A 23,778-nucleotide genomic window follows, 5' to 3' on the forward strand; every position below is an offset into this window, starting at 1 on the left:
CCCAAACACGGTTCGATTCTTTGAACGAACTGCGCTTTTGTGTGAAATTTCGCGCGGCTGTCCTGCAAATGGGCGGCCGCGTTTTCTATGCCAAATATTGCAACACTATGGATTATTGTTTGGAGGTGCATTCATTATCGCTACCGCTGGAAAGTCGAAGGAACTGGAGATCAACGGTCAGATCCGTGATCGTGAAGTTCGCCTGATCGGTGCCGATGGCGAGCAGAAGGGCGTTGTGTCCATTCAGGTGGCCATGCGCGCTGCAGAAGAAGCCGGGCTCGATCTGGTCAAGATCGCACCGCAGGCTACCCCGCCTGTGTGCAAGGTGCTGGATTACGGCAAATACCGTTTTGAACAGCAGAAGAAGGAGAAGGAAGCCAAGAAGAACCAGAAAGTGGTCGAGGTCAAGGAGACCCGCCTTTCGCTCAATATTGACACCAACGACTTCAACACCAAGCTGAACCAGACCGCCAAGTTCCTGGCCGCTGGTCACAAGGTGAAGGCTTCGATCCGCTTCCGCGGCCGTGAGATGGCACACAGTGCTCTGGGTGCTGACGTGCTGAAACGCTTTGCCGAGGCTCTGCCCCAGGCAAGCATGGATAAGCCGCCGGTGCTCGAGGGCCGCACGATGTCCATTCTGCTGATCCCGAAACCCAATAAGGACTAATTTTAGGAGGAAACTAAAATGGCTAAGATGAAACTGAAGACGCATTCCGGCGCTAAGAAGCGCTTTAAGCTGACCAAGAACGGCAAGATCAAGCGCGGTCACGCATTCCGCAGCCACATCCTGACCAAGAAGACCACCAAGCTGACCCGTGGCTACCGTCAGCCCAACTACGTTGACAAGACCAACGCCGCTACCATCAAGAGCATGCTGCCCTACGCCTAAGTGCGAGCCGCAGGCAAAGACATTCTAAGAGATAACTAAAGGAGATATAAAAAATGGCACGTATCAAGGGCGCAACCATGACTCACAAACGTCGTAAGAAGATGCTGAAGCTGGCTAAGGGCTTCTATGGCTGCAAGAGCAAGCACTTTAAGATGGCCAAGCAGCAGGTCATGAAGAGCGGCAACTACGCTCTGGCTGGCCGCCGCATGAAGAAGCGTCAGTTCCGCAACCTGTGGATTTGCCGCATCAACAATGCAGTTCGTCCCCTGGGCATGAACTACTCCACCTTCATGGCTGGCCTGAAGAAGGCAGGCATCGAGCTGAACCGCAAGATGCTGAGCGAGATGGCCATCAACGATCCTCAGAGCTTTGCTGCTCTGGTCGAGACCGTGAAGAACGCCTGATAAAGACCTGAAAGACGCCCGCGCGTAGTAAAATACGCGGGCGTCCTTTTTGTATATTTTAGTATCTTCTGGAGGACCGCATGGAAAAGATCACCAGCCGGGAAAACGCAAAGATCAAATATGCCTGCCGCCTTGCTTCCAGCGGGGCGTTCCGGCGCAGTGAGGGGAAATTTCTGGCCGAGGGCCGCAAGCTCTGCCCGGAGCTCTGCCGCGGCGCGGCGCTGGAGACCCTGTTCTGCACCGAGGCAGCGCTGGAAAAGTGCCCGGAGCTGGCCGGGCTGCCCGGGGAGCACTATCTGGTGGAGGACCATGTGGCCGATAAGCTGGCCGATGTGGGCACCCATCAGGGCGTGTTCGGCATCTTCCGCACCCCGGTGCACACGCTGGACGAGGCAAAGACCGGCGGGCGGTATCTGGCGCTTGAGCGGGTGCAGGACCCCGGCAACGTGGGCACGCTGCTGCGCTCTGCCGCCGCGTTTGGCTTTGACGGCGTGCTGCTGAGCGATGGCTGTGCCAGCGTGTTTGCCCCCAAGACCCTGCGGGCCTCCATGGGGGCCGCCGTGCGGGTGCCGGTGATGGAGGTGGGGGCAATGCCTGCCGCCATTGCCGCCCTGCGGGCAAAGAACATCACCTGCCTTGCGGCGGCACTCTACCAGAGCCAGCCCCTGAGCGCGGCCCGGCCCGGCTACCCGGGCGGTGTCTGCGTGGTCATTGGCAGCGAGGGCCAGGGCCTGACGGAAGAGACCATTGCCGCCTGCAGCGGCACCGTGCGCATCCCCATGACCGACCGGGTGGAAAGCCTGAACGCCGGCATTGCGGGCAGCATCCTGCTGTGGCATTTCCGGGAGGAGAGCCTGTGACCGGGCCCGGCTTCGGCCAGACCAGTCTTTTCCCGCCCGAACCGGCCCCCGACCCGCTGCTCTGCTGGCTCTGGCTGGCAAACACGCTGGGCGCGGGCAGCAGCCATGCAGGCCGGGTGCTGGATGTGTTTGGCGGGGCGCAGGAGGCCTGGGAGAACCGGGATTCCGATGCGTTCCGCAAAGCGGTGGGCAGCCCGGCCTTTGCCCGGGCCAACCTGCCCGACAACACCCCAGCGCATTACTGGGCCTTTGCACGGCGGTGTGCGGCGCGGAATATCCGCATCCTGCCCTATGACGACCCGGATTACCCGCTGGCGTTTTCCCGCATTCCCGATATGCCGCTGGTGCTCTACTGCACCGGCGACCCCCTCTGGCTCAATGAGCCGGGGGCTGTGGGGATGGTGGGCAGCCGCAGGCCCACCGAGTACGGCCTGCAGGCGGCGGCAGACCTGGGCAGCGGTCTGGCCAAAAACGGGGCCATCATCGTCAGCGGTCTGGCCGATGGGCTGGACAGCGCCGGACACCGGGCCGCAGTGAAGGAAAACTGCCCCACCATCGGGGTGCTGGGCGTGCCCATTGACCGCACCTACCCGGCCTCCAACCGGGAGCTGCGGAAAAAGATCGAGCAAAAGGGCTGCGTGATCAGCGAGTACCCGCCCGAGAGCGGCCCCGTTGGCCCCAATGGCTTTTTGCAGCGCAACCGGCTCATTGCGGCGCTGTCCTCGGCGCTGGTGGTGGTGGAAGCGCAGGAAAAGAGCGGCACCATGTCCACAGTCAACCATGCCGAGCGGTATGGCAAGCCGGTGTTCGTGGTGCCGGGCAGCATCTACTCGCCCAACTCAGCAGGCACCAACGCCCTGCTGCAGGAGGGCCGGGCCAAAGCCGTCTGCAAACCCAGCGACCTGTTCGGGGTGCTGGGCCTGCGGGGTGCGGCGGCTCCGGCAGTGGTGCGCTCTGCGCCTGACCCCATGAGCGAGACCGAGCGCAGGGTGCTGGCCTGTATCGGCCCCAAGGCAAAGGGCGTGGAGGAGCTGGGCGCGGCAAGCGGCCTGCCCACCGGCCTGCTGCTGGGCACCCTGATGAAGCTGGAGCTGGCGGGCCGTGTGACCTGCCTGCCCGGCAAGCGGTATATTCTGCGCTGAACTGCGCAATTTAAGTTGAATGAAACCTCTCAGTTTCGCTGACGCTCGCCAGCTCCCCTAATAAGGGAGCCCTTGGCATTTCGTTGGGTTTTACTACCGCCGTCAGGCTGGGAGTTTATAATATAGGAGAAGAGAACCATGGCAAAACTGGTAATCGTGGAGTCGCCGGCAAAGGCGAAGACCATTGGCAAATATCTGGGCAAGGATTACGAGGTCACGGCCAGCATGGGCCACATCCGGGACCTGCCTAAGTCCCAGCTGGGCATCGACGTAGAACATGACTACGCCCCCCAGTACATCAATATCAAAGATAAATCCAAGCTCATCAAGGAGCTCAAGGCAAAAGCCAAGCAGGCCGACGGCGTTCTGCTGGCAACCGACCCGGACCGTGAGGGCGAAGCCATCAGCTGGCATCTGGCCAATATCCTGGGGCTGGACCCCCACGAGCCCAACCGCGTGACCTTTGACGAGATCACCAAAAAGGGCGTGCAGAAGGGCATGGCCAATCCCCGTGCCATCGACGAGGATCTGTTCAACGCCCAGCAGGCCCGCCGCATCCTCGACCGTCTGGTGGGTTATAAGCTCAGCCCTTTTCTGTGGCGGAAGGTGCGCCGGGGCCTGTCGGCGGGCCGTGTCCAGAGCGTGGCGGTGCGGCTGATCGATGACCGCGAGAAGGAGATCGAGAACTTCAAGCCCGAGGAATACTGGAACGTGGATGCCACGCTGGGCACCGGCCACAAGAGCTTTACCGCCCGCCTGGCCTCCGACAGCACCGGCAAAAAGCTGCTGCCCAAAAACGAGGCAGAGGCCCGTGCCATCGAAAAGGGTCTGGAGGGTGCCGAGTATACCGTGGGCGAACTGAAAAAAGGCAAGCGGGCCAAGCAGCCCACCCCGGCCTTTATCACCAGTACCCTGCAGCAGGAGGCCTCCCGCCGTCTGGGCTTTACGGCTACCCGCACCATGCGTGCCGCCCAGACCCTGTACGAAGGCGTAGACATTGCGGGCCACGGCACCATGGGTCTGATCACCTATATGCGTACCGACAGCCTGCGCATCTCCGATGAAGCGGTCACCGCTGCAAAGGAGTATATTGCGGACGCTTACGGCGAACAGTATATCTGCCCCTACAAGCGCACCTGGAAGACCAAGAGCGCGACCGCTGCGCAGGATGCCCACGAAGCCATCCGTCCCTCGGTGCCGGGGCTGACCCCTGACGAGGTGGACAAGAGCATCAGCGGCGATACCGCCAAGCTCTACCGGATGATCTGGAGCCGCTTTATGGCCAGCCAGATGGCGGACTGCCAGCAGGATACCGTGAGCGTGACCGTGTATGCGGGGGACTACCGCTTCAAGGCCAGCGGCTACACCGTGACCTTTGATGGCTTTACCGTGCTGTACGAGGAAGCCACCGATGAAAAGGAAAAGAAGGAGACCAGCCTGCCCCCGCTGGAACAGGGCCAGCTGCTCAAGCTCAAGGAGCTGAAGAGTGAGCAGAAATTCACCCAGCCCCCCGCCCGCTACACCGAAGCGACCCTGATCAAGGCGCTGGAGGAAAATGGCATTGGCCGTCCCTCGACCTATGCGCCCATCATCACCACCATCATCGACCGCGGCTATGTGGAGCGGGAGCAGAAAAAGCTCAAGCCCACCCTGCTGGGCCGCGCCGTGGACGGCCTGATGCTGGAGCAGTTCCCCCATATCGTGGACGTGGACTTCTCGGCTGAGATGGAGAAGAACCTGGATAAGATCGAGAGCGGCAAGGCCGATTGGCACAAGACCGTGGATGATTTCTATCAGGGCTTTGCCGCCAGCCTGGAACAGGCCGAAAAGAACATGGAGGGCAAGAAGGTCAAGGTGCCGGACGAGCCTTCCAGCGAGGTCTGCGACCTCTGCGGCCGCCCCATGGTCATCAAGGTGGGCAAGTACGGCAAGTTCCTGGCCTGCTCCGGCTTTCCCGAGTGCCGGGGCACCAAGCGTCTGGTCAAGGACACCGGCGGTGTCTGCCCCAAGTGCGGCAAGGGCCGGATGCTGGAGCGCAAGAGCGCCAAGGGCCGCATCTACTACGGCTGCGAGCGCTACCCCGACTGCGACTTTATGACCTGGGATACCCCGGTGCCCACCAAGTGCGAAAAGTGCGGCTCCACCCTGTTCCGCAAGGGCTCCAAGCTCTACTGCGCAAAAGAGGGCTGCGGCTTTGAGATGCCGGTGCCGAAGAAGGATTGATCAAACCTCTCAGTCAATGCTTCGCATTGCCAGCTCCCCTAGTAGGGGAGCCCTTGGCAGGGCGGAAAGTTTTTCCTGACTGCTGGAAGTGCGAGATAAGATAAAGGGATACAACATGAGCAACTATAAAGTTACTGTACTGGGTGCCGGTCTGGCAGGCTGCGAGGCAGCACTGTGGCTGGCGGGCAAGGGCGTTCAGGTAACGCTCTGCGAGCAGAAGCCCACCCACTTTTCCCCGGCTCACAAGAGTGCGGGCTTTGCGGAGCTGATCTGCTCCAACAGCCTGAAGGCCGAGCGTCTGGATTCTGCTTCCGGCCTGCTGAAAGAGGAGATGCGCCGGATGGGCAGCCAGCTGCTGGAAGCCGCCGAGGAGGCCCGTGTGGCCGCGGGCGGCGCATTGGCCGTGGACCGGGATGCATTCAGCGCCGCCGTGACCCGGCGGGTGGAGGAGTGCCCCAACATCACTGTGGTGCGGGAGCAGGTGGAGCACATCGATGAGAGTGCACCCATTCTGGTGGCCACCGGCCCCCTGACCGATGGTGCGCTGGCCGACGAGATCGGCCGCCTGACCGGCGATGAGCGGCTCCATTTCTATGATGCCGTAGCTCCCATCGTCACGGCCGAGAGCCTGGATTACAACAAGGTGTTTGCCGCTTCCCGGTACGACCGGGGCGAGGCCGATTACCTGAACTGCCCCTTCAATAAGGCAGAGTATGAGGCTTTCCACGCCGCGCTGGCTTCGGCAGAGCGTGCCCCGCTCCATGCCTTCGATGCCGGTGCGGAACAGGGCGCGCAGCCCGACCCCGATGCCCACGGCAAAAAGGCGGATACCGTCACGGTCTACGAGGGCTGTATGCCCATTGAGATCATGGCCGCCCGGGGTGCTGATACCATGCGCTTCGGCCCCCTGCGCCCGGTGGGTCTGGTGGACCCCAACACCGGCCACCGCCCCTGGGCCAATGTCCAGCTCCGTGCCGAGAATAAGGAACGCACCCTCTATAATATCGTGGGCTTCCAGACCAACCTCAAGTGGGGCGAGCAGAAGCGGGTGTTCAGCATGATCCCGGGCCTGGAAAATGCCGAGTTCGTGCGGTACGGTGTCATGCACCGCAACACCTTCCTGGATGCGCCCCGTGTGCTGGACGCGGGCCTGTTCCTGAAGGAGCACCCCAACGTGTTCTTTGCGGGCCAGATTACCGGCTTTGAGGGCTATATGGAGAGCGCCGCCTGCGGCCTGCTGGCAGCCCGGAGCATCTACGCCCGGCTGGAGGGCAGGCAGCTGCCCCCGCCGCCGGTGGATACCATGTGCGGCGCGCTGATCCAGTATCTGACCACCGAGAACAAACATTTCCAGCCCATGGGCGCGAATATGGGCATCCTGCCCCCGCTGCCGGCCGAGAGCCGCCCCCGTGACAAGCGCCTGCGTTACATGGCCGTGGCCGAGCGTGCCGTGGCCAGCTTCCAACAGTGGCTGAACGAAACTGCTCTTTAAGAAGGGAGAAACCCTATGAAAATTATCGTTGATATGATGGGCGGCGACAACGCCCCGCTGGCTGTGCTGGAAGGCACCGCGCAGGCTGTGAAAGAGTACGGTGTGCAGGTCATCGGCGTGGGCCGCGAGGAGCTGGTGCGCAAGACGGCTGCCGAGCACAATATCCCGCTGGACGGCATCGAGCTGGTCAACTGCACCGAGACCATTGAGATGTGCGATGAGCCTGCAAGGGCCATCCGCAGCAAGAAGGATTCCTCCATCGTGGTGGGCCTGAACCTGCTGAAGGAGGGAAAGGGCGATGCCTTTGTCTCTGCCGGAAGCACCGGCGCGCTCCATGTGGGCGCAAGCCTCATCGTGCGCACCCTCAAGGGCGTAAAGCGCCCGGCCCTGGCCACCATGGTGCCGGCCAAAAACAAGGCCTATCTGCTGCTGGACTGCGGCGCGAACGTGGAGTGCCGCCCCGAGATGCTGGCAGCCTTTGCCGTGATGGGCAGCTGCTATGTCAACAAGGTGGAGGGCCGCACCGCACCCACCGTGGCGCTGGCAAACAACGGCGCCGAGGAGAGCAAGGGCACCCCGATGCTCCGGGAAGCCCACCAGCTGCTCAAGGCAACACCGGGCATCCGGTTCGTGGGCAACATCGAGCCCCGTGACGTGCCCAACGGTGATGTGGATGTGGTGGTCTGCGACGGCTTTACCGGCAATGTCATCCTCAAGCTGACCGAGGGCGTGGCCAAGATGCTGCTGGGGATGCTCAAGGAGATGTTCCTGGCAAACCTCGGCGGCAAGATCGCCTACCTGCTGCTCAAGAGCGGCGTGGGAAGCCTCAAGCACCAGATGGACAGCGAGGAGTACGGCGGCGCACCCTTCCTGGGCGCAAAGCAGCCGGTCATCAAGGCCCACGGCTCCTCCAAGGCCAAGGGCATCAAGAACGCCATCCGGCAGGCCAAGATCTGCGTGGAGAACGACCTGTGCGGCACCATGCAGAGCGCGCTGGATGAGCTGAACAAAGAGTAAGGAAAGCGGCCTTGCCCTCTCCGTCATCGCTGACGCGATGCCACCTCTCCCAAAGGGAGAGGCAATGGCGGGTGACGGTCAGCTGGTGCTTTCCAGGGTGCTGTGCAGGCTCCCCCTTTGGGGGAGCTGGACGCGAAGCGGCCTGAGAGGGTGAGGATACCAAAAAGATTCAAGGGAGCAAAGAAATATGAGCCATCAGTTGGAAACAATTATTGGTTACAAGTTCAAGAATCCGAAGCTGCTGGAGACGGCGCTGACCCACACCAGCTACGCCAACGAGAGCCGCACGCCGGTGCAGCACAACGAGCGGCTGGAATTTCTGGGCGACAGCGTGCTGCAGATCGTCTCGGCAGATTATCTGTTCCACGCCTACGCCGACCGGCCCGAGGGCGACCTGACCCGCATCCGTTCCAGCCTGGTCAGCGAGGGCGCATTGTTCCAGTTTGCGCAGGAGATCAATCTGGGCGAGTATCTGCGCCTGGGCCGGGGCGAGGAGCGCTGCGGCGGCCGCACCCGCCCCAGCGTGGTGTCCGATGCCTTTGAGGCCGTCATCGCCGCCCTGTATCTGGACGGCGGTATGGAGGTGGCAAAGAGCTTCATCCTGCCCTTCATCACCGAGGGCAAGCACGCTGAGGCCGATTACAAGACCCGCCTGCAGGAGATCGTCCAGCAGAACCCCGAGGAGCGGCTGAGCTATGTGGTGGAGCAGGAATCCGGCCCCGACCACGACAAGCATTTCGTGGTGGCTGTCCGCTTCAACTCCGATAAGGTTGCCCGGGGTGAGGGCCGCAGCAAGAAGATGGCCGAACAGCACGCCGCCCGCGAAGCCCTCAAGCTCCTGGGCGTGATAAAGGAAAAGTAAATGGTATTCAAGGAACTGGAGATCCAGGGCTTCAAGAGCTTTCCCGATAAGGTCAAGATCACCTTTGACGAAGGCGTGACCGGTGTTGTGGGCCCCAACGGTTCGGGCAAGTCGAACCTGTCCGATGCCGTGCGCTGGGTGCTGGGCGAGACCAGCGCCCGCCAGCTGCGCGCCGCCGGAAAGATGGAGGATGTCATCTTTGGCGGCACCCGGCGGCGGGGGGCCATGGGCTTTGCTCAGGTGCGCCTGACGCTGGACAACAGCAGCCACGCGCTGGATGTGGAAGCGGACGAGGTGACCATCGGCCGCAGGTATTACCGCTCCGGCGAGAGCGAGTACAGCATCAACGGGCAGATCTGCCGCCTGAAAGATGTGTATGAACTGCTGCTGGATACCGGCATTGGCCGCGATGGCTACTCGGTCATCGGGCAGGGCCGCATTGCCGAGATCGTGGCGGCCAAGAGCAGCGAGCGCCGGGAAATCTTTGAGGAAGCCTGCGGCATTGCCAAATACCGCTACCGCAAAAACGAGGCCGAGCGCCGCCTTGCCGCCGCCGCTGAAAATCTGGAACGCCTGCGGGATATCCTGGGCGAGCTGGAGGCCCGGGTGGGCCCGCTGGAAAAAGAGAGCGAAAAGGCCCGGAAGTTTCTGGAACTGAGCGCCCGGCGCAAAACGCTGGAGGTGACCCTGTGGACGGACGGCGTGCACCGGGCCAAGGAAGCCGTGCGCCGTCAGGTGCGGGATTACGAGACAGCTCAGGCCGATTATGAGCGGTTCGACCGCCAGACCAAAGCCGCCGAGAGCGAGGCTGAGGAGATCCGGATGCAGGCACAACAGCTGACCATTGCGGTCGAGCGCCTGAATGGGGATATCCGCAGCATCACCGAGCAGATCAGCGGCAGCGAGAGCCGGATCGCCGTGCTGGAAAACGACATTGCCCGCAACGAGGAAAGCGCCGCAGACCTGCGGGCAGAGATCGCCGCCGGGCAGCAGGACAGCACCGAGGCTGCCGCCGCGCTGGAACGCCACCGCGCCGTGGCAAAGAGCATGGAGCTGGCGGGCCGGAAACTGGCCGCAGAGCTGGATGCCCTGAACGATGAGCTGGTGCGCCTGACCCGGGAAAACGACCAGAGCGGTGCCCGCCGGGATACCCTGCGGGGCGAGGTGGCGGCCCTGACGGCCCGGCACACCGAAGCGCAGGTGGCTCAGGCCGCCGCCGAGGCTGCTGCCGAGACGGCCCTGAGCCGTCTGCCTGCGTTGGAAGAAGCTGCCGAGGTGCTGGCGGTCCAGCGGGACGACGCAAAGCAGGATCTGGAGGATACCGTGCGGTACCTCACTACGTTGGCCGAGAATGAGCAGCAGCTCAAAAATATCCGGGCCGGTCTGGAACTCAAGCTGAAGAGCCGCCGCGCCGCGCTGGAGGAAGCCGACCGTGCCGAACAGCAGCTGAACCGGGAGCTGGATGCCGCCCGCCAGCGGCTTTCCGTGCTGCGGGAGCTGGAAAAGAACATGGAAGGCTACCAGAACTCCGTCAAGACCGTGATGCGGGCGGCATCCGCCCGGCGGCTGCGGGGCATCATCGGGCCGGTGTCCTCCATCCTGCGGGTGGAGCCGGGCCGGGAGGTCGCCATTGAGACCGCGCTTGGCGGTGCCCTTCAGAACATCGTGGTGGAGAACGAAGCCGCTGCCAAGGCAGGCATCGCCCTGCTGCGGAGCGAGAACGCGGGCCGCGCCACCTTCCTGCCGCTGGATACAGTCCAGCCCGGCGTGTTCCGGGGAAAACTGTCCGGCTCGGCAAGGCTGGCAAGCAGTCTGGTCCAGGCCGATGCACGGTACAGCGACATCGTGTCCAATCTGCTGGGCCGCATCATCGTGGTGGATGATATCAACGAGGCCTCCCGCGTGGCCCGGGACAACGGTTTCCGCAGCAAGGTCGTCACGCTGGATGGTCAGGTGGTCAATGCGGGCGGCAGCTTTACCGGCGGCAGTGTCCAGCGCAGCGCGGGTTTGTTCACCCGCAAGCAGGAGCTGGAGGAGCTGCGGGTCAAGGCTGCGAAATTGCAGAAGGAGTGCCTTGCCGCTCAGGAAAAGACCGACCAGTGCAAACAGCAGGCAGATGCCCTGAACGCAGAGCTGACCGCCGCCAGCAGTGAGCAGATCACTGCCGCCAACGACCGTGTGCGGGCCGAAGCAGAGCGCAAGCGGCTGGAAGCTGCCATGGAGCAGGCCGAGACGGCCCTTGCCGCGCGGCAGAAGGAGATCGACACCCTGAACGCCCAGCTGGCTGACAGCCGGGAAAAGGCCGCGCAGGCCGAAGCACAGGAAGCTGCGCTGGCCGGGGAGATCGAAGCAAAATCGGGCGAGCTGAACCGCATTGCCGAGGGAGACGATGCGTTTCTGACCCGGCAGCGGGCGCTGGCCGAGCAGGTGAGCGCCAAGCGGCTGGAACAGGTGAGCCGCCAGAAGGATGCCGAGCTGGCGCAGGCACAGATCGAAGCGCTGGAACAGCGCACCCGGGATGCCGAGAGCCGCCGGGCCGCTCTGGAAGAGAGCCTTGCCGCCCTTGCCGCCCGCAGTGATGCCTGCCGGGCCGAGATCGAGGCCATCCGCAAGGCCAAGACCGACAGTCGGGCGGAAATCGAAGCGAAAGAAGCCGAGATCCGGAAGGCCACCGAACAGCGGCTTTCCTGCCAGCAGGCCGAGACCGAGGCACTGGCCCGGGCCCGCACTGCTGCCGACAGCCGCGAGGAGATGGGCCGGGAGATGGCCCGTCTGGCCGAGCGGAAAGCAGCCGCTGAGAGCGAATACGATGCCACCGCCGCCAAGCTCTGGGATGAATACCAGCTGACGGTGAGCCAGGCCGAGGAACTCTGCGTGGAGTTCGACAGCCTGCCTGCCCTGCGGGCGCAGGTGGCCGACCTGCGCAATCAGATCCGGGCGCTGGGCAATGTGAACGTCAGCGCCATTGAGGAATATCAGGAGGTCAGGGAGCGGTACGATGCTCTGAGCGCTCAGGTGGCCGATGTGGAGGGCAGCAGGAACGAGCTGACGCGGATGATCGCCAGCCTGTCCGGCCAGATGAAGGAGATCTTCACCGACAGCTTCCGGGCCATCAACGAAAATTTTGGCCGCATCTTTGCCGAGCTGTTTGGCGGCGGCGAAGCCAGCCTTGTGCTGGAGGATGAAAGCGATGTGCTTTCCTGCGGCATTGGCATTCAGGTGGCACCGCCGGGCAAAGTCATCAAGAACCTGGAAGCCCTTTCCGGCGGCGAGCAGGCGCTGGTGGCCATCAGCATCTATTTTGCGATCCTGGCCGTCAACCCGGCACCGTTCTGTATCCTGGACGAGATCGAAGCCGCCCTGGATGATGCCAATGTCAGCCGCTTTGCACAGTATCTGCGCCGGGTGAGCGACAAGACCCAGTTCATCGTCATCACCCACCGCCGCGGCACCATGGAGGCCGCCAATGTCCTGTACGGTGTGACCATGCAGGAGGACGGCGTGTCGAAATTGCTCAAGCTGGATCTGGAACAGGTTGACGCGACGCTGGTTTCGTAGGTATAATAGATTAAACCTCTCAGTCTCGCTTCGCTCGCCAGCTCCCCTAGTAGGGGAGCCCTTGGCATACCGGGCAGCACTGAGCGCAAATCGTGAAATGGCGGGTTTTGCCATCACGGATAGAAACAGCAAAACAAAGGAGAGAACCAATGGGCCTCTTTGGATTTGGCAAAAAAGAAAAAGATAAGATGAAAGACGGCCTCGAAAAGACCCGCACGGGCTTCTGGGGCAACATTATGAATACCCTCACCGGCAGCAAGATCGATGATGATCTTTACGATGAGCTGGAAGAGCAGCTCATTCTGGCCGATGTGGGCGGTGAAGTGGCCATCAAACTGGTGGACAAGCTGCGGGACCGGGTGAACGAGAAGGGTCTGAAAACCGGTGAGCAGGCCAGCGATGAACTGCGCGACCTCATTGCCGATGAGATGCGCCCCGAAGCTGAGATGGACCTGAGCGGCATGCCCGCCGTCATTCTGATCATCGGCGTGAACGGCGTGGGCAAGACCACCAGCATTGCCAAGCTGGCCGATTTCTATACCCGTCAGGGCAAAAAGGTCATGCTGGCCGCAGGCGATACCTTCCGTGCCGCCGCCAGCGAGCAGCTGGAGATCTGGGCCGACCGGGCGGGTGTGCCCCTTGTCAAGGCGGGCGAGGGCGCAGACCCCGCCGCTGTCATTTTTGATACGGTCAAGTCGGCCACCGCACGCGGCTATGATCTGGTCATTGCGGATACCGCAGGCCGCCTGCACAACAAGGCAAACCTGATGGCAGAGCTTTCCAAGATCAGCCGCAGTGTCAAAAAGGCCAGCCCCGAGGCCAGTCTGGAGACCCTGCTGGTGCTGGATGCCATCACGGGCCAGAACGCCATCAGCCAGGCCCGGGAGTTCTGCAAGGCGGCAAACGCCACCGGCATCATCCTGACCAAGCTGGACGGCACCGCCAAGGGCGGCTGTGTCGTGGCGGTCAAGCAGCGGCTGGGCCTGCCCGTGCGGTTCATCGGCGTGGGTGAGGGCATCGATGACCTGATCCCCTTCACCCCGGAGGGCTATGTGGAAGAGCTGCTGCCCCGGCAGTGGAAGCATTAACAACCCTCTCAGTCTCGCTGCCGCTCGCCAGCTCCCCCGAAGGGGGAGCCTTTGGCAGGCCGGTGGGGGTTCTGTGTTTTGGGGAAACAGCTTCGCCCTGCGGCCAAGGGAAGTAAGAGCTAACATAAAAGGAGAAATGCCACATGAAAATTTGTGCAGCGACCGGCAACGCCGGGAAGCTCCGTGAGCTGCGGCGCATTCTGGAAGCGCAGGGCCACGAGGTGGTCAGCCAGAAGGAGCTGGGCATCACCATTGAACCCGATGAGACCGGCACCACCTTTGAGGAAAACGCCCTCATCAAGGCCGAGACCATCTGCAAAGCCAGCGGCCTGCCTACCATCGCCGATGACTCGGGCCTCTGTGTGGATGCGCTGGAGGGTGCCCCCGGCGTGTACAGCGCCCGCTACTGCGGCCGCCACGGCGACGATGAGGCCAACAACGACAAGCTGCTGGAGAATATGCAGGATGTCCCGGCGGAACAGCGCGGTGCAAAATTTGTGGCCGCTGTCTGCTTTATCCTGCCCACCGGCCGGCACCTGACCTGCCGGGGCGAGTGCCCGGGCAAGGTGGCCTTTGCGCGCCTGGCAGGCGATTACGGTTTTGGCTACGATCCGCTGTTCATCCCCGATGAATGCGGCGTGGGCAAGGCGGAAAAGCGCCCCAATACCGAGGGACGCAGCTATGCCCAGCTTACCCCGGACGAAAAGGATGCCATCAGCCACCGCGGTGTGGCGCTGGCAAAGCTGGAAAAAGAATTACCTGAATTTCTGAAATAAAAGGAGAAAAAACTATGTTGACGAGCAAACAGCGCGCCATTCTGCGCGGCAAGGCAAACACCATGGACCCCGTTTTCATCGTGGGCAAGGGTGAGATCGACGAGACCATGATCCAGGGCGTGAAGGACTGCCTGGATGCCCGGGAGCTGATCAAGCTCAAGGTGCTGGAGAGCAGCATGTACAACGCCCGTGAGGCTTCTGTCAAGCTGGCAGAGGCCACCGGTGCCGACTGCGTGCAGGTCATCGGCTCCAAATTCGTGCTCTATCTGCAGAAGAAGAAGGACAGCGCCTACGCTGACCTGCTGAAATGAGGCTCCTGCTGTACGGCGGCACCTTTGACCCGCCCCACAACGGCCACCTGAACAATCTGCGCGCCGCCGCTGCCCGGGTGCGCCCGGACAGGGTGGTGGTGATGCCTGCGGGGCTTTCCCCCTTCAAGCAGTCCACCGCCGCCCCCGGCAGCGCCCGGGTGGAGATGTGCGCGTGCTTCCGTGCACTGGAAGCGGAGGGGGCTGTCCCGGCGCTGTGTGTCAGCGGCTGGGAGGTGGAGCAGGCCGCGCTGGGCAGGCGCAACTATACGGTGCTCACGCTGGAAATGCTGGCCCGGACTTACCCGGAGGCCGAGCTGTACATGGCCATGGGCAGCGATATGCTGCTGAGCTTTGACAGCTGGCACCGCTGGCAGGAGATCCTGCGGCTGGCCCGGCTGGTGGTCACGAGCCGGAATGTCGGCGACGCGCCGGAGCTTCACGCCAAGGCAAAGCAGATGGACCCCACCGGGGCCCGCATCCTGTTTGCACAGGTCGAGGCTCTGCCCATGGCCAGCAGCAACCTGCGTGCCCGCCTTGCAGCAGGGGAAGCGTGTGAAAATGAACTGCCCGCCCTCGTGCGCCGGGTCATCCGGCGGGAGGGGCTTTACCGGGCAGACAGAGGGGAAAGCGGAAACCATGAATCTGAAACAGGCAAAGGAGCTTGTGCGCGGCCGGTTGAGTGACAAGCGTTACGAGCATACCCTGAACGTGAGAAAAATGGCCGTCAAGCTGGCAAAGCGGTATGGCGTGGATGAGGACAAGGCCGCGCTGGCCGCCCTGCTGCACGACTCGGCCAAGGAGATCAGCAAGGACGAGATGCGCGCCATCATGCGGGCCCACCCGGAACTGGCCGAGGGCGGGGAAGAGCGCCCCACCCCGGTGTGGCACGGCATCTGCGCCGCCATCCTGGCCCGCACCGAGTGGGGCGTGGAGGATGAGGCTGTGCTTTCGGCCATTGCCTGCCACACCGCGGGCAAGCCCGGCATGAGCAGGCTGGATAAGATCGTCTATCTGGCGGATATGTCCAGCAAGGAGCGGGACTGGCCCGGGGTGAACAAGCTGCGCAAGCTGGAGCTGAAGGATCTGGATCTGGCCATGCTGGCAGCCCTCAGGCAGACGAATGACTTTGTGCTCTCGCAGGGGAAGCCCCTGGACCCCATGTCCAAGGCGGCCTACGATGAGATCAAAGCAGAGGTGGATGCCCGGGCTGCAAAGGCCGGGTGAGCCTGTTTTTCTGCACACACCCTGCTCCGGAAAAGAATACCGATTGCAGATTGTGGGTAAGAATGTTATACTATGGAACATGACGACAGTCTCTGTCGGAATAAAAAAGCTGGAGGAACCGAACGAATGAGTCAAGGTCCGCGTCATATCAATACAGACCGCTCGCTGAACCGTCCCACGGAGCAGCGCCCCACGGAGGCCTCAGCCCTGCATCAGGTGTCGCTGTCCGGGCAGCCGGATTTCTTCCAGAACGAACAGCCCGCACCCCAGCGGCCGGAACCGCCCCGCCAGAGCGCGGGCGGCGGACGCGGCGGCAACGGCGGCAGTCAGCCGCCCCGGCACGCGGCCCCCGCTGATGCCCACCGCCGCCGCAAAAAGAAGAAAAAGACCCCCGTGTGGCTGCCGATGGCTGTGACGCTGGCGGTGCTGGCCGTGATCTCGGGCGTGGTGGTCTACGCCGTGAACATGGTGAACAAGGTGGAGGATAATCTGAAGCCCGAGGAGAACGCGACCTCGCTGGTGGAGGAGATCCAGACGCTGGAGGAGTATAAGGGCGATGTGGTGAACATCCTTGTCTGCGGCATCGACTATGAGGAGGGCCGCGCCTATTCCTCGGACGGTAGCAACGACGGCATGACGGATATGATCCTGTACTGCCAGTTCGATATCAAGGGCGGTGCCCTGCGGATGCTGCAGATCCCCCGCAACAGTCTTGTTGCGACCCAGAACCGCAAGATCACCCTTTCCAACGGCAAGACCTACGCGGCTACCAACTATCAGATCAACTCGGTGGCCCTCTCCAACGGCGGCGACATTGCCGCGCTGGCGGAGGTCATCTATGATCAGTACAAGCTGCCCATCGACTACTATGTGACCATTGATATGCAGGCACTGGTGGAAATGGTGGACAACTTCGGCGGCATCGAGGTGTATATCCCCCACGATATGTCCTTTGCGGGCAGTGTCCTGAAGCAGGGCTACCGCAACCTGGACGGCGCATCGGCAGAGTTCTTTGTCCGCTGCCGCCACGGCGAGGGCTACGCCAACTCGGATATCGACCGCCTGAACATGCAGCGCTACTTCTATGCCGGCCTGTTCAAGCGGGTACGCAGCATGGGCGTGACCGATGTCATTGCGCAGCTGCCCCTGATCTTCAACAACTATATCCACACGGATATGGATCTGACCACCATTGCCAAGATGCTGGTGTCCTTTACCCGCATCGACAGTGGGAACATCATGCTGGCCCAGACCCCTGTGTTCATGGGCGTGCCCAATGTGGGCAAGACCAGCAGCTTTGACGGCTACTCCTGCGTGGTGCCGGATGCCGGTTCCATTGCAGAGCTGCTGAACACCTATTTCCGCAATTACACCGGCCCCGTGAGCGCCGAGGAAATGAACCTTGTGACCAACAACTGGCCCCACGGCACCGCTTCCACCAGCGCCAATGTCCAGTTCGTGGGACAGCTGGACAAGGAGTCCGATGATGCCATCCTGAGCGGCGATACCGACGTGGCAGGTGCGACCACCACCGACGGCCAGGCCGCGGGACAGTAACAAACCAGAGAGGAGACTTTTATGGAAAACAAGATCGACAGCAAGACCCTTGCCATTGAGATCGCAAAGATCCTGGATAAGAAAAAGGCCGTGGATGTCCGCGTGCTCAAAGTGGAGAGCCTGACCGTTCTGACCGATTACTTCGTCATTGCTTCCGGCACCTCCACCACCCAGGTGGGTGCTCTGGCCGACGAGGTGGAGTACGAGCTTTCTCAGAAGGGCATCGAGCCCTACACCACCGAGGGCTTCGACTCCAAGAACTGGGTGCTGCTGGATTATTCCAGCGTCATCGTGCACGTCTTTGTGCCCAACACCCGCACCTACTATGATCTGGAACATCTGTGGGCCGATGGTGAGCCCATGGATATCTCGGAATATCTGACCCCGGAAAACAGTCTGTAAGCTTCCCTGCCTGCAAGGGCGGCTGCCGAATATGAGGAGTGATTGAAAGCTATGAAGTATGATTACAAGGCCGTTGAGGCCAAGTGGCAGAAGGTGTGGGAGGACGAAAAGACCTTCCATGTCGAGATCGACCACAAAAAGCCCAAGTTCTATGCGCTGGTGGAGTTCCCGTATCCCTCGGGTGCGGGCCTGCATGTGGGCCACCCCCGCAGCTATACTGCCCTGGATGTGGTCAGCCGCAAGCGCCGCCAGAACGGCTACAACGTGCTGTACCCCATGGGCTGGGATGCCTTCGGTCTGCCCACCGAGAACTTTGCCATGAAGAACCACATCCACCCGGCCATCGTCACCAAAAAGAATGTGGATCACTTCCGTGAGCAGCTCAAGGCGCTGGGCTTCTCCTTTGACTGGGATCGCGAGATCAACACCACCGACCCCGAGTACTACAAGTGGACCCAGTGGATCTTCCTGCAGCTGTACAAGCACGGCCTGGCCTACAAGAAGGAAATGAACGTCAACTGGTGCACCGGCTGCAAGTGCGTGCTGGCAAACGAGGAAGTTGTCAACGGCGTGTGCGAGCGCTGCGGCAGCGAGGTCGTGCATAAGGTCAAGAGCCAGTGGATGCTCAAAATCACCGCTTACGCCGACAAGCTGATCGACGGCCTGGATGGTCTGGATTACATCGAGCGCGTTGCCACCCAGCAGAAGAACTGGATCGGCCGCAGCCATGGTGCAGAGGTGAACTTCGGTACCACCGCAGGCGATACCCTGACGGTTTACACCACCCGCTGCGATACCCTGTTCGGCGCTACCTACATGGTCGTCTCCCCGGAGCACGCCATGGTCAAGGAGTGGCTGGAAAAGGGCCTGCTCAAGAATGCGGATGCCGTTACGGCCTATCAGGCAGAGGCTGCCCGCAAGAGCGATTTCGAGCGCAGTGAGCTGAACAAGGAAAAGACCGGCGTGAAGCTGGAGGGCGTGATGGGCATCAACCCCGTCAACGACAAGCAGATCCCTATCTTTATCTCTGATTATGTCCTGTCCACCTACGGCACCGGTGCCATCATGGCTGTGCCCGCCCACGATACCCGCGACTGGGAGTTCGCCAAGAAGTTCGGCCTGCCCATCATCGAGGTGGTCAAGGGCAATACCGAGTCCAATCTGGACGAGGCTGCCTTTACCGATGTTGCCACCGGTACGCTGGTCAACTCCGGCTTCCTGGACGGCCTGTCTGTGACCGATGCCAAGAAAAAGATGATCGAGTGGCTGGAAGCCAACGGCAAGGGCTGCGACAAGGTGAACTATAAGCTGCGCGACTGGGTGTTCAGCCGTCAGCGCTACTGGGGCGAGCCGATCCCCATGGTCAAGTGTGAAAAGTGCGGCTGGCAGCCCCTGCCCGAGAGCAGCCTGCCCCTGACCCTGCCCGACATCACCGACTTTGAGCCGGGCCCCGATGGTGAGTCCCCGCTGGCCCGCCACACCGACTGGGTCAAGACCACCTGCCCCTGCTGCGGCGGCCCCGCCACCCGCGAGACCGACACCATGCCCCAGTGGGCCGGTTCCTCCTGGTACTTCCTGCGCTACATGGACCCCCACTGCAAGGACGCTCTGGCCTCCAAGGAGGCGCTGGAGTACTGGTCTCCCGTGGACTGGTACAACGGCGGCATGGAGCACACCACCCTGCATCTGCTGTACAGCCGTTTCTGGCACAAGTTCCTGTACGATATCGGCGTGGTGCCCACTGCCGAGCCTTACCAGAAGCGCACCGCCCACGGCATGATCCTGGGCCTGAACCCCCACAGCTTTGTCAACCTGCCCGCTGACGAGCAGGAGAAGCTGCTGAAGGAGTATGGCAGCCAGAAGGCCGCCGAAAAGGCACTGGAAGAGAAGTACGGCGAGATGGCACGCCATCCCATCGTCAAGATGTCCAAGAGCCTGGGCAACGTCATCAACCCCGATGAGGTGGTGGACCAGTACGGTGCCGACACCATGCGTCTGTATGAGATGTTCATGGGCGACTTTGAGCAGGCCGCACCCTGGCAGACCTCTGCTATTGCCGGCTGCAACCGCTTCCTCGACCGCGTGTGGGCGCTGTCCGACAAGCTGGTGGAGGGCGAGGGCTATCGCCCCGCCATTGAGACCCTGATGCACCAGACCATCAAGAAGGTGGGCGCTGACATCGAGGGCCTGAAGATGAACACCGCCATCGCCCAGCTGATGACGCTGGTCAACGCCCTGTACGACAACGGCGGTGCGACCAAGGCCGAGCTGGAGACCGTTGTTCAGCTGCTGAACCCGTTTGCTCCCCACATGACCGAGGAGCTGTGGGAGAAGCTGGGCCACAGCCACAATGAGCAGCTGGCCTACTACCCCTGGCCCCAGTACGAAGAGGCCAAGTGCGTGGAGAGCACCGTGGAGATCGCCGTGCAGGTGAACGGCAAGGTGAAGGCCCGCCTGAAGGTGGCTGCCGACATCGATGCTGCTGCCGCCATTGCCGCCGCCAAGGCTGACCCCGCTGTTGCCGCCGCTCTGGAGGGCAAGCAGGTCGTCAAGGAGATCTACGTCAAGGGCCGTCTGGTCAACCTGGCCGTGAAGTAAACCTCTCAGTCACGCTTCGCGTGCCAGCTCCCCTAATAGGGGAGCCCTTGGCATGCCGGTGGGGCTGTGCTGGACGCACAAAGTGTTGTGTTGCGTAAACCAGCTGGGCCCTGCGACAGAGGCAAACAAAATCTCAAAAAAGTTTTCAAAAAAGGTTGACGAACGCATGAAAATGCGCTATACTGTCTACTGTTAGTTACCATGTAACAACGAAATTCCTGCCTCACGGTCCAAGGGAGGGAATAAGATGTCGGAAATTCGTGTTAAAGAGGGCGAGTCGCTGGAAAGCGCACTGCGTCGCTTCAAGCGCAGCACCGCTCGCAGCGGTGTGCTCGCAGAGGTTCGTAAGCGCGAGGCTTACGAGAAGCCGTCTGTTAAGCGCAAGAAGAAGTCCGAAGCAGCCCGCAAGCGCAAGTTCAAGTAATTAACTGCTTGAAATCGCACGTTGCTTTAGATTTCAAACGCGTTGCTAACGCCGATGTAGGAGAGCCTGAAACTCAGGCTCTCCTATTTTCATTTTAACCTCTCAGTCTCGCTCTGCTCGCCAGCTCCCCTAGTAGGGGAGCCTTTGGCATACCGGTGGAGTTTACCTTCTGAGAAAAAATGCTGGTCTTGCGCTCTTACCAAAATCTCAATGAGGTCAAAACTATGCTCATTACCCCCGAATATGTTTTTAAGGATGTGACCCACATCACGCCGGAGTGGCTGGCCCAAAAGGGCATCCGGGCGCTGGTGCTGGATATCGACAACACCCTGACCGCCGACCGCAGTCAGGAGCTGCCGGAAGAAGTGGCCGGGTGGCTGGAAGCCATGCGCAGGGCGGGCGTAAAGCTGACCATCGTTTCCAACGGTGCCGAAAAGCGGGTGCGCCCCTTTGCGGAAAAGCTGGGCCTTGCCTACCTCTACCGCAGCGCCAAGCCCCTGCCCTTTGCGCTGGGGGTGGCCCGCCGCCGGATGCAGGTGAAGCGCAGGGAAATGGCCATGGTGGGCGACCAGCTCTATGCCGACCGGATGGCGGCGGCGCTCTATGGTATTCCGGGCCTGATGGTCATCCCCCGCGGACCGGATCTTGGGGCACAGGTGGTGCTCAAGCGCAAGTGGGAGAAAAAACACTGGCAGGAATACTACGACCGGGGAGGTAAGACCCTGTGAGTGAGTGGAAGATCCGGTTCGGCACCGCAGGCACCAGCGACAGCTTCACGGCCATGGGGTATAAGAACAGTCTGGACATTCCGGCCTATACCGAAAAAATGGGGCTGGATGCCTTTGAATACCAGTGCGGCCATGGAGTCCGGCTGGGGCTGGACAAGGCCCGGCAGATGGCTGACGATGCCGCCGCCCGGGGGATTTTGTTCAGCGTCCACGCGCCTTACTATATCAGCGCCTCCAGCCTGGACGAGGAAAAGCGGCTGAACAGCGTGAACTATCTGCTCCAGAGCGCGGCGCTCTGCAGGGCGCTGGGCGGCAGGCGGGTCATCTTCCACTCCGGCAGCTGCGGCAGGCAGAGCCGGGAAGCTGCCCTGGAAAAAGCGCTGGACACCCTGAAACGGGCGCAGGACGCGCTGGATGAAGCGGGCTTTGCCGAGATCACCCTCTGCCCTGAGACGATGGGAAAGATCGGCCAGCTGGGTACGCTGGAAGAGGTGTTGGCTCTCTGCGGGGTGGACAGACGCATCACCCCCTGCATCGACTTCGGCCACCTCAACGCCCGGACGCTGGGCGGCATTCGGTCCAAGGCGGATTATGCCGCTATCCTTGACCGCATCGGGGAGGCGCTGGGGGATGCGCGTGCCCGGCAGTTCCATGTCCATTTTTCCCGCATCGAGTATTCCAAGGGCGGTGAAAAGCGGCACTGGACCTTTGCCGAGACCCAGTTCGGCCCCGAACCCCAGCCCCTGATGGAGCTGCTGGCCGAGCGCGGGCTTGCGCCAGTCATCATCTGTGAGAGCGCCGGTACGCAGGCAGAGGATGCACAGACGATGCAGAGAATGTATTGTGGATGAACTTTTTTCTGATTTTATCGTCTTTTTTGCTCAAACCCCTTGCCAAACCATGCAGGATTGAGTAAAATAAATAGAGATATGCATTAAGCATCAATGAGATTTTACTAATGGAGGAATTCCTATGATTTCTGCAGGCGAGTTTCGCAACGGCGTGACCTTTGAGCAGGACGGCCAGGTTCTTCAGGTCGTTGAGTTCCAGCACGTGAAGCCCGGCAAGGGCGCTGCCTTTGTCCGCACCAAGACCAAGAACGTGATCACCGGCTCTGTGGTTGAGACCAGCTACAACCCGACCGCAAAGTTCCCTCAGGCTTTCATCGAGCGCAAGGACGTGACTTACAGCTATGAGGATGGCGATCTGTACCACTTCATGGACAACGAGACCTACGACGATATCCCCGTCAACGCTTCCGATGTGCCCGATAACTTCAAGTTCTGCAAGGAGAACGAGCCGTGCAAGCTGCTGAGCTATAAGGGCAAGGTCTTCAGCGTCGAGATCCCCAACTTCATCGAGCTGGAAGTCACCCAGACCGAGCCGGGTGTCAAGGGCAACACCGCCACCAACACCCTGAAGCCCGCTACTGTCGAGACCGGTGCTGAGATCCGCGTTCCTCTGTTCATCAACGAGGGCGACCACATCCGCATCGATACCCGCACCGGCGAGTATATGGAGCGCGTCTAATTTACCGACAGACCGGGCAGCGGGCAACCGTGTGCCCGGTTTTTTGATTAAGATAGGAGGTCATTCTTATGAAGGAAAAGGCTGCATACCTGCGGGGCCTGATCGAGGGCCTGGGCATCGACGAGACCACCAAAGAGGGCAAGGTCATCAAGGCCATGAGCGAACTGCTGGGCGAACTGGCAGAGGCTGTGGACGGCATCGATGAAGATGTGACCCGCGCCTACGACCAGATCAACGACCTGAGCGAGGAGCTGGAGGATCTGGAAGCCGACCTCTATGAGGACGATGAGGATGACGAGGAGCCCGAAGAAGAGGAAGAGGATACCGAAGAGGACGACAATGACGATGATATCGCCAGTGAGCCGTTCTATGAGGTGGCCTGCCCCAACTGCGGCGAGACCGTTTACGTCAGCGAGGACGACCTGGACGCGGGCGAAGCAAACTGCGCCCACTGCGGCGTGACCTTTGAGGTCGCGCTGGAGGATGAGGACGAGGAGCAGGAGGAAGGCCCCGTGCAGTACGAGGTGACCTGCCCCGCCTGTGGTCAGACCACTGTGTTTGAGGAGGACGACCTGCTGGATGGCGCACCCAAGTGCCCCGGCTGCGGCAAGCCCCTGGACTTTGAAGTGACCGAAGAGTAAAGCACAACAAAAAGGACCGTCTCCTCAGCGGGAGACGGTCCTTTTTTATGCC

The 23,778-nt window shown here is 61.5% G+C and carries 23 protein-coding genes; all 23 read left to right on the forward strand.

The window, feature by feature from the left end; translation table 11 throughout:
* Nucleotides 1-115: 115 nt before the first annotated feature.
* Entirely contained in the window at nt 116-667 is a 552-nt protein-coding gene (gene infC / locus GXM22_RS03725; protein WP_005935558.1) for a translation initiation factor IF-3, read from the forward strand.
* Nucleotides 668-685: 18 nt separating this feature from the next.
* Nucleotides 686-889 carry a 50S ribosomal protein L35 gene (rpmI, locus tag GXM22_RS03730; RefSeq protein WP_005935556.1) on the forward strand — a complete coding sequence of 68 codons (204 nt, stop codon included), beginning with the start codon at nt 686-688 and terminating at the stop codon, nt 887-889.
* 53 nt (nt 890-942) lie between these two features.
* Nucleotides 943-1,293 (forward strand): 50S ribosomal protein L20, encoded by a 351-nt coding sequence (rplT, locus tag GXM22_RS03735; RefSeq protein WP_005935552.1) that lies wholly within the window; start codon nt 943-945, stop codon nt 1,291-1,293.
* Between the two features lie 80 nt (nt 1,294-1,373).
* Nucleotides 1,374-2,153: a TrmH family RNA methyltransferase gene (locus GXM22_RS03740; protein WP_005935549.1), complete on the forward strand. Its 780-nt coding sequence runs from the start codon at nt 1,374-1,376 to the stop codon at nt 2,151-2,153.
* Nucleotides 2,150-3,295, forward strand: coding sequence for a DNA-processing protein DprA (gene dprA, locus GXM22_RS03745; protein ID WP_005935546.1), 1,146 nt, complete (start codon nt 2,150-2,152; stop codon nt 3,293-3,295). Before GXM22_RS03740 ends, dprA begins: the two co-directional genes overlap by 4 nt.
* Before the next feature lie 138 nt (nt 3,296-3,433).
* Nucleotides 3,434-5,518, forward strand: coding sequence for a type I DNA topoisomerase (gene topA, locus GXM22_RS03750; protein WP_005935543.1), 2,085 nt, complete (start codon nt 3,434-3,436; stop codon nt 5,516-5,518).
* Between the two features lie 115 nt (nt 5,519-5,633).
* Nucleotides 5,634-7,010: a methylenetetrahydrofolate--tRNA-(uracil(54)-C(5))-methyltransferase (FADH(2)-oxidizing) TrmFO gene (gene trmFO, locus GXM22_RS03755; protein ID WP_005935539.1), complete on the forward strand. Its 1,377-nt coding sequence runs from the start codon at nt 5,634-5,636 to the stop codon at nt 7,008-7,010.
* A 15-nt stretch (nt 7,011-7,025) separates the two neighbouring features.
* Nucleotides 7,026-8,027, forward strand: coding sequence for a phosphate acyltransferase PlsX (gene plsX, locus GXM22_RS03760; RefSeq protein ID WP_005935536.1), 1,002 nt, complete (start codon nt 7,026-7,028; stop codon nt 8,025-8,027).
* A 187-nt stretch (nt 8,028-8,214) separates the two neighbouring features.
* Nucleotides 8,215-8,889, forward strand: a complete 675-nt coding sequence (rnc, locus tag GXM22_RS03765) for a ribonuclease III (protein ID WP_005935533.1) — start codon at nt 8,215-8,217, stop codon at nt 8,887-8,889.
* Nucleotides 8,890-12,447, forward strand: a complete 3,558-nt coding sequence (gene smc, locus GXM22_RS03770) for a chromosome segregation protein SMC (protein WP_099357237.1) — start codon at nt 8,890-8,892, stop codon at nt 12,445-12,447.
* Nucleotides 12,448-12,596: 149 nt separating this feature from the next.
* On the forward strand, nt 12,597-13,535 hold the full coding sequence (gene ftsY, locus GXM22_RS03775; RefSeq protein WP_005932883.1) for a signal recognition particle-docking protein FtsY: 939 nt from the start codon (nt 12,597-12,599) through the stop codon (nt 13,533-13,535).
* Between the two features lie 143 nt (nt 13,536-13,678).
* A complete protein-coding gene (rdgB, locus tag GXM22_RS03780; protein WP_005932884.1) occupies nt 13,679-14,311 on the forward strand; it encodes an RdgB/HAM1 family non-canonical purine NTP pyrophosphatase in 633 nt (210 codons plus the stop codon).
* A gap of 14 nt (nt 14,312-14,325) precedes the next feature.
* Nucleotides 14,326-14,622 (forward strand): YhbY family RNA-binding protein, encoded by a 297-nt coding sequence (locus tag GXM22_RS03785; RefSeq protein WP_005932885.1) that lies wholly within the window; start codon nt 14,326-14,328, stop codon nt 14,620-14,622.
* The gene (gene nadD, locus GXM22_RS03790) at nt 14,619-15,305 is read left to right on the forward strand and encodes a nicotinate (nicotinamide) nucleotide adenylyltransferase (protein WP_005932886.1); all 687 of its coding nucleotides are present in this window, start codon (nt 14,619-14,621) and stop codon (nt 15,303-15,305) included. The genes GXM22_RS03785 and nadD overlap by 4 nt, the downstream gene beginning before the upstream one ends.
* The gene (gene yqeK, locus GXM22_RS03795; protein WP_005932887.1) at nt 15,259-15,846 is read left to right on the forward strand and encodes a bis(5'-nucleosyl)-tetraphosphatase (symmetrical) YqeK; all 588 of its coding nucleotides are present in this window, start codon (nt 15,259-15,261) and stop codon (nt 15,844-15,846) included. Before nadD ends, yqeK begins: the two co-directional genes overlap by 47 nt.
* A 126-nt stretch (nt 15,847-15,972) precedes the next feature.
* Nucleotides 15,973-17,403 (forward strand): LCP family protein, encoded by a 1,431-nt coding sequence (locus GXM22_RS03800; protein WP_242962832.1) that lies wholly within the window; start codon nt 15,973-15,975, stop codon nt 17,401-17,403.
* A gap of 21 nt (nt 17,404-17,424) precedes the next feature.
* Nucleotides 17,425-17,805 (forward strand): ribosome silencing factor, encoded by a 381-nt coding sequence (gene rsfS / locus GXM22_RS03805; protein ID WP_005932891.1) that lies wholly within the window; start codon nt 17,425-17,427, stop codon nt 17,803-17,805.
* Between the two features lie 51 nt (nt 17,806-17,856).
* A complete protein-coding gene (leuS, locus tag GXM22_RS03810; protein ID WP_005932892.1) occupies nt 17,857-20,403 on the forward strand; it encodes a leucine--tRNA ligase in 2,547 nt (848 codons plus the stop codon).
* A 247-nt stretch (nt 20,404-20,650) separates the two neighbouring features.
* On the forward strand, nt 20,651-20,827 hold the full coding sequence (rpsU, locus tag GXM22_RS03815; RefSeq protein WP_005928271.1) for a 30S ribosomal protein S21: 177 nt from the start codon (nt 20,651-20,653) through the stop codon (nt 20,825-20,827).
* A gap of 224 nt (nt 20,828-21,051) precedes the next feature.
* Complete coding sequence (locus GXM22_RS03820; protein WP_035394104.1) at nt 21,052-21,555, forward strand: YqeG family HAD IIIA-type phosphatase; 504 nt, start codon at nt 21,052-21,054, stop codon at nt 21,553-21,555.
* Nucleotides 21,552-22,406, forward strand: a complete 855-nt coding sequence (locus GXM22_RS03825; RefSeq protein ID WP_099357236.1) for a TIM barrel protein — start codon at nt 21,552-21,554, stop codon at nt 22,404-22,406. Before GXM22_RS03820 ends, GXM22_RS03825 begins: the two co-directional genes overlap by 4 nt.
* A 121-nt stretch (nt 22,407-22,527) precedes the next feature.
* Nucleotides 22,528-23,085, forward strand: a complete 558-nt coding sequence (efp, locus tag GXM22_RS03830; RefSeq protein WP_005932902.1) for an elongation factor P — start codon at nt 22,528-22,530, stop codon at nt 23,083-23,085.
* A gap of 68 nt (nt 23,086-23,153) precedes the next feature.
* The gene (locus tag GXM22_RS03835) at nt 23,154-23,726 is read left to right on the forward strand and encodes a CD1247 N-terminal domain-containing protein (protein ID WP_005932905.1); all 573 of its coding nucleotides are present in this window, start codon (nt 23,154-23,156) and stop codon (nt 23,724-23,726) included.
* Nucleotides 23,727-23,778: the final 52 nt, after the last annotated feature.

The organism is Faecalibacterium duncaniae (genome assembly GCF_010509575.1).
Taxonomy (GTDB): domain Bacteria; phylum Bacillota; class Clostridia; order Oscillospirales; family Ruminococcaceae; genus Faecalibacterium; species Faecalibacterium duncaniae.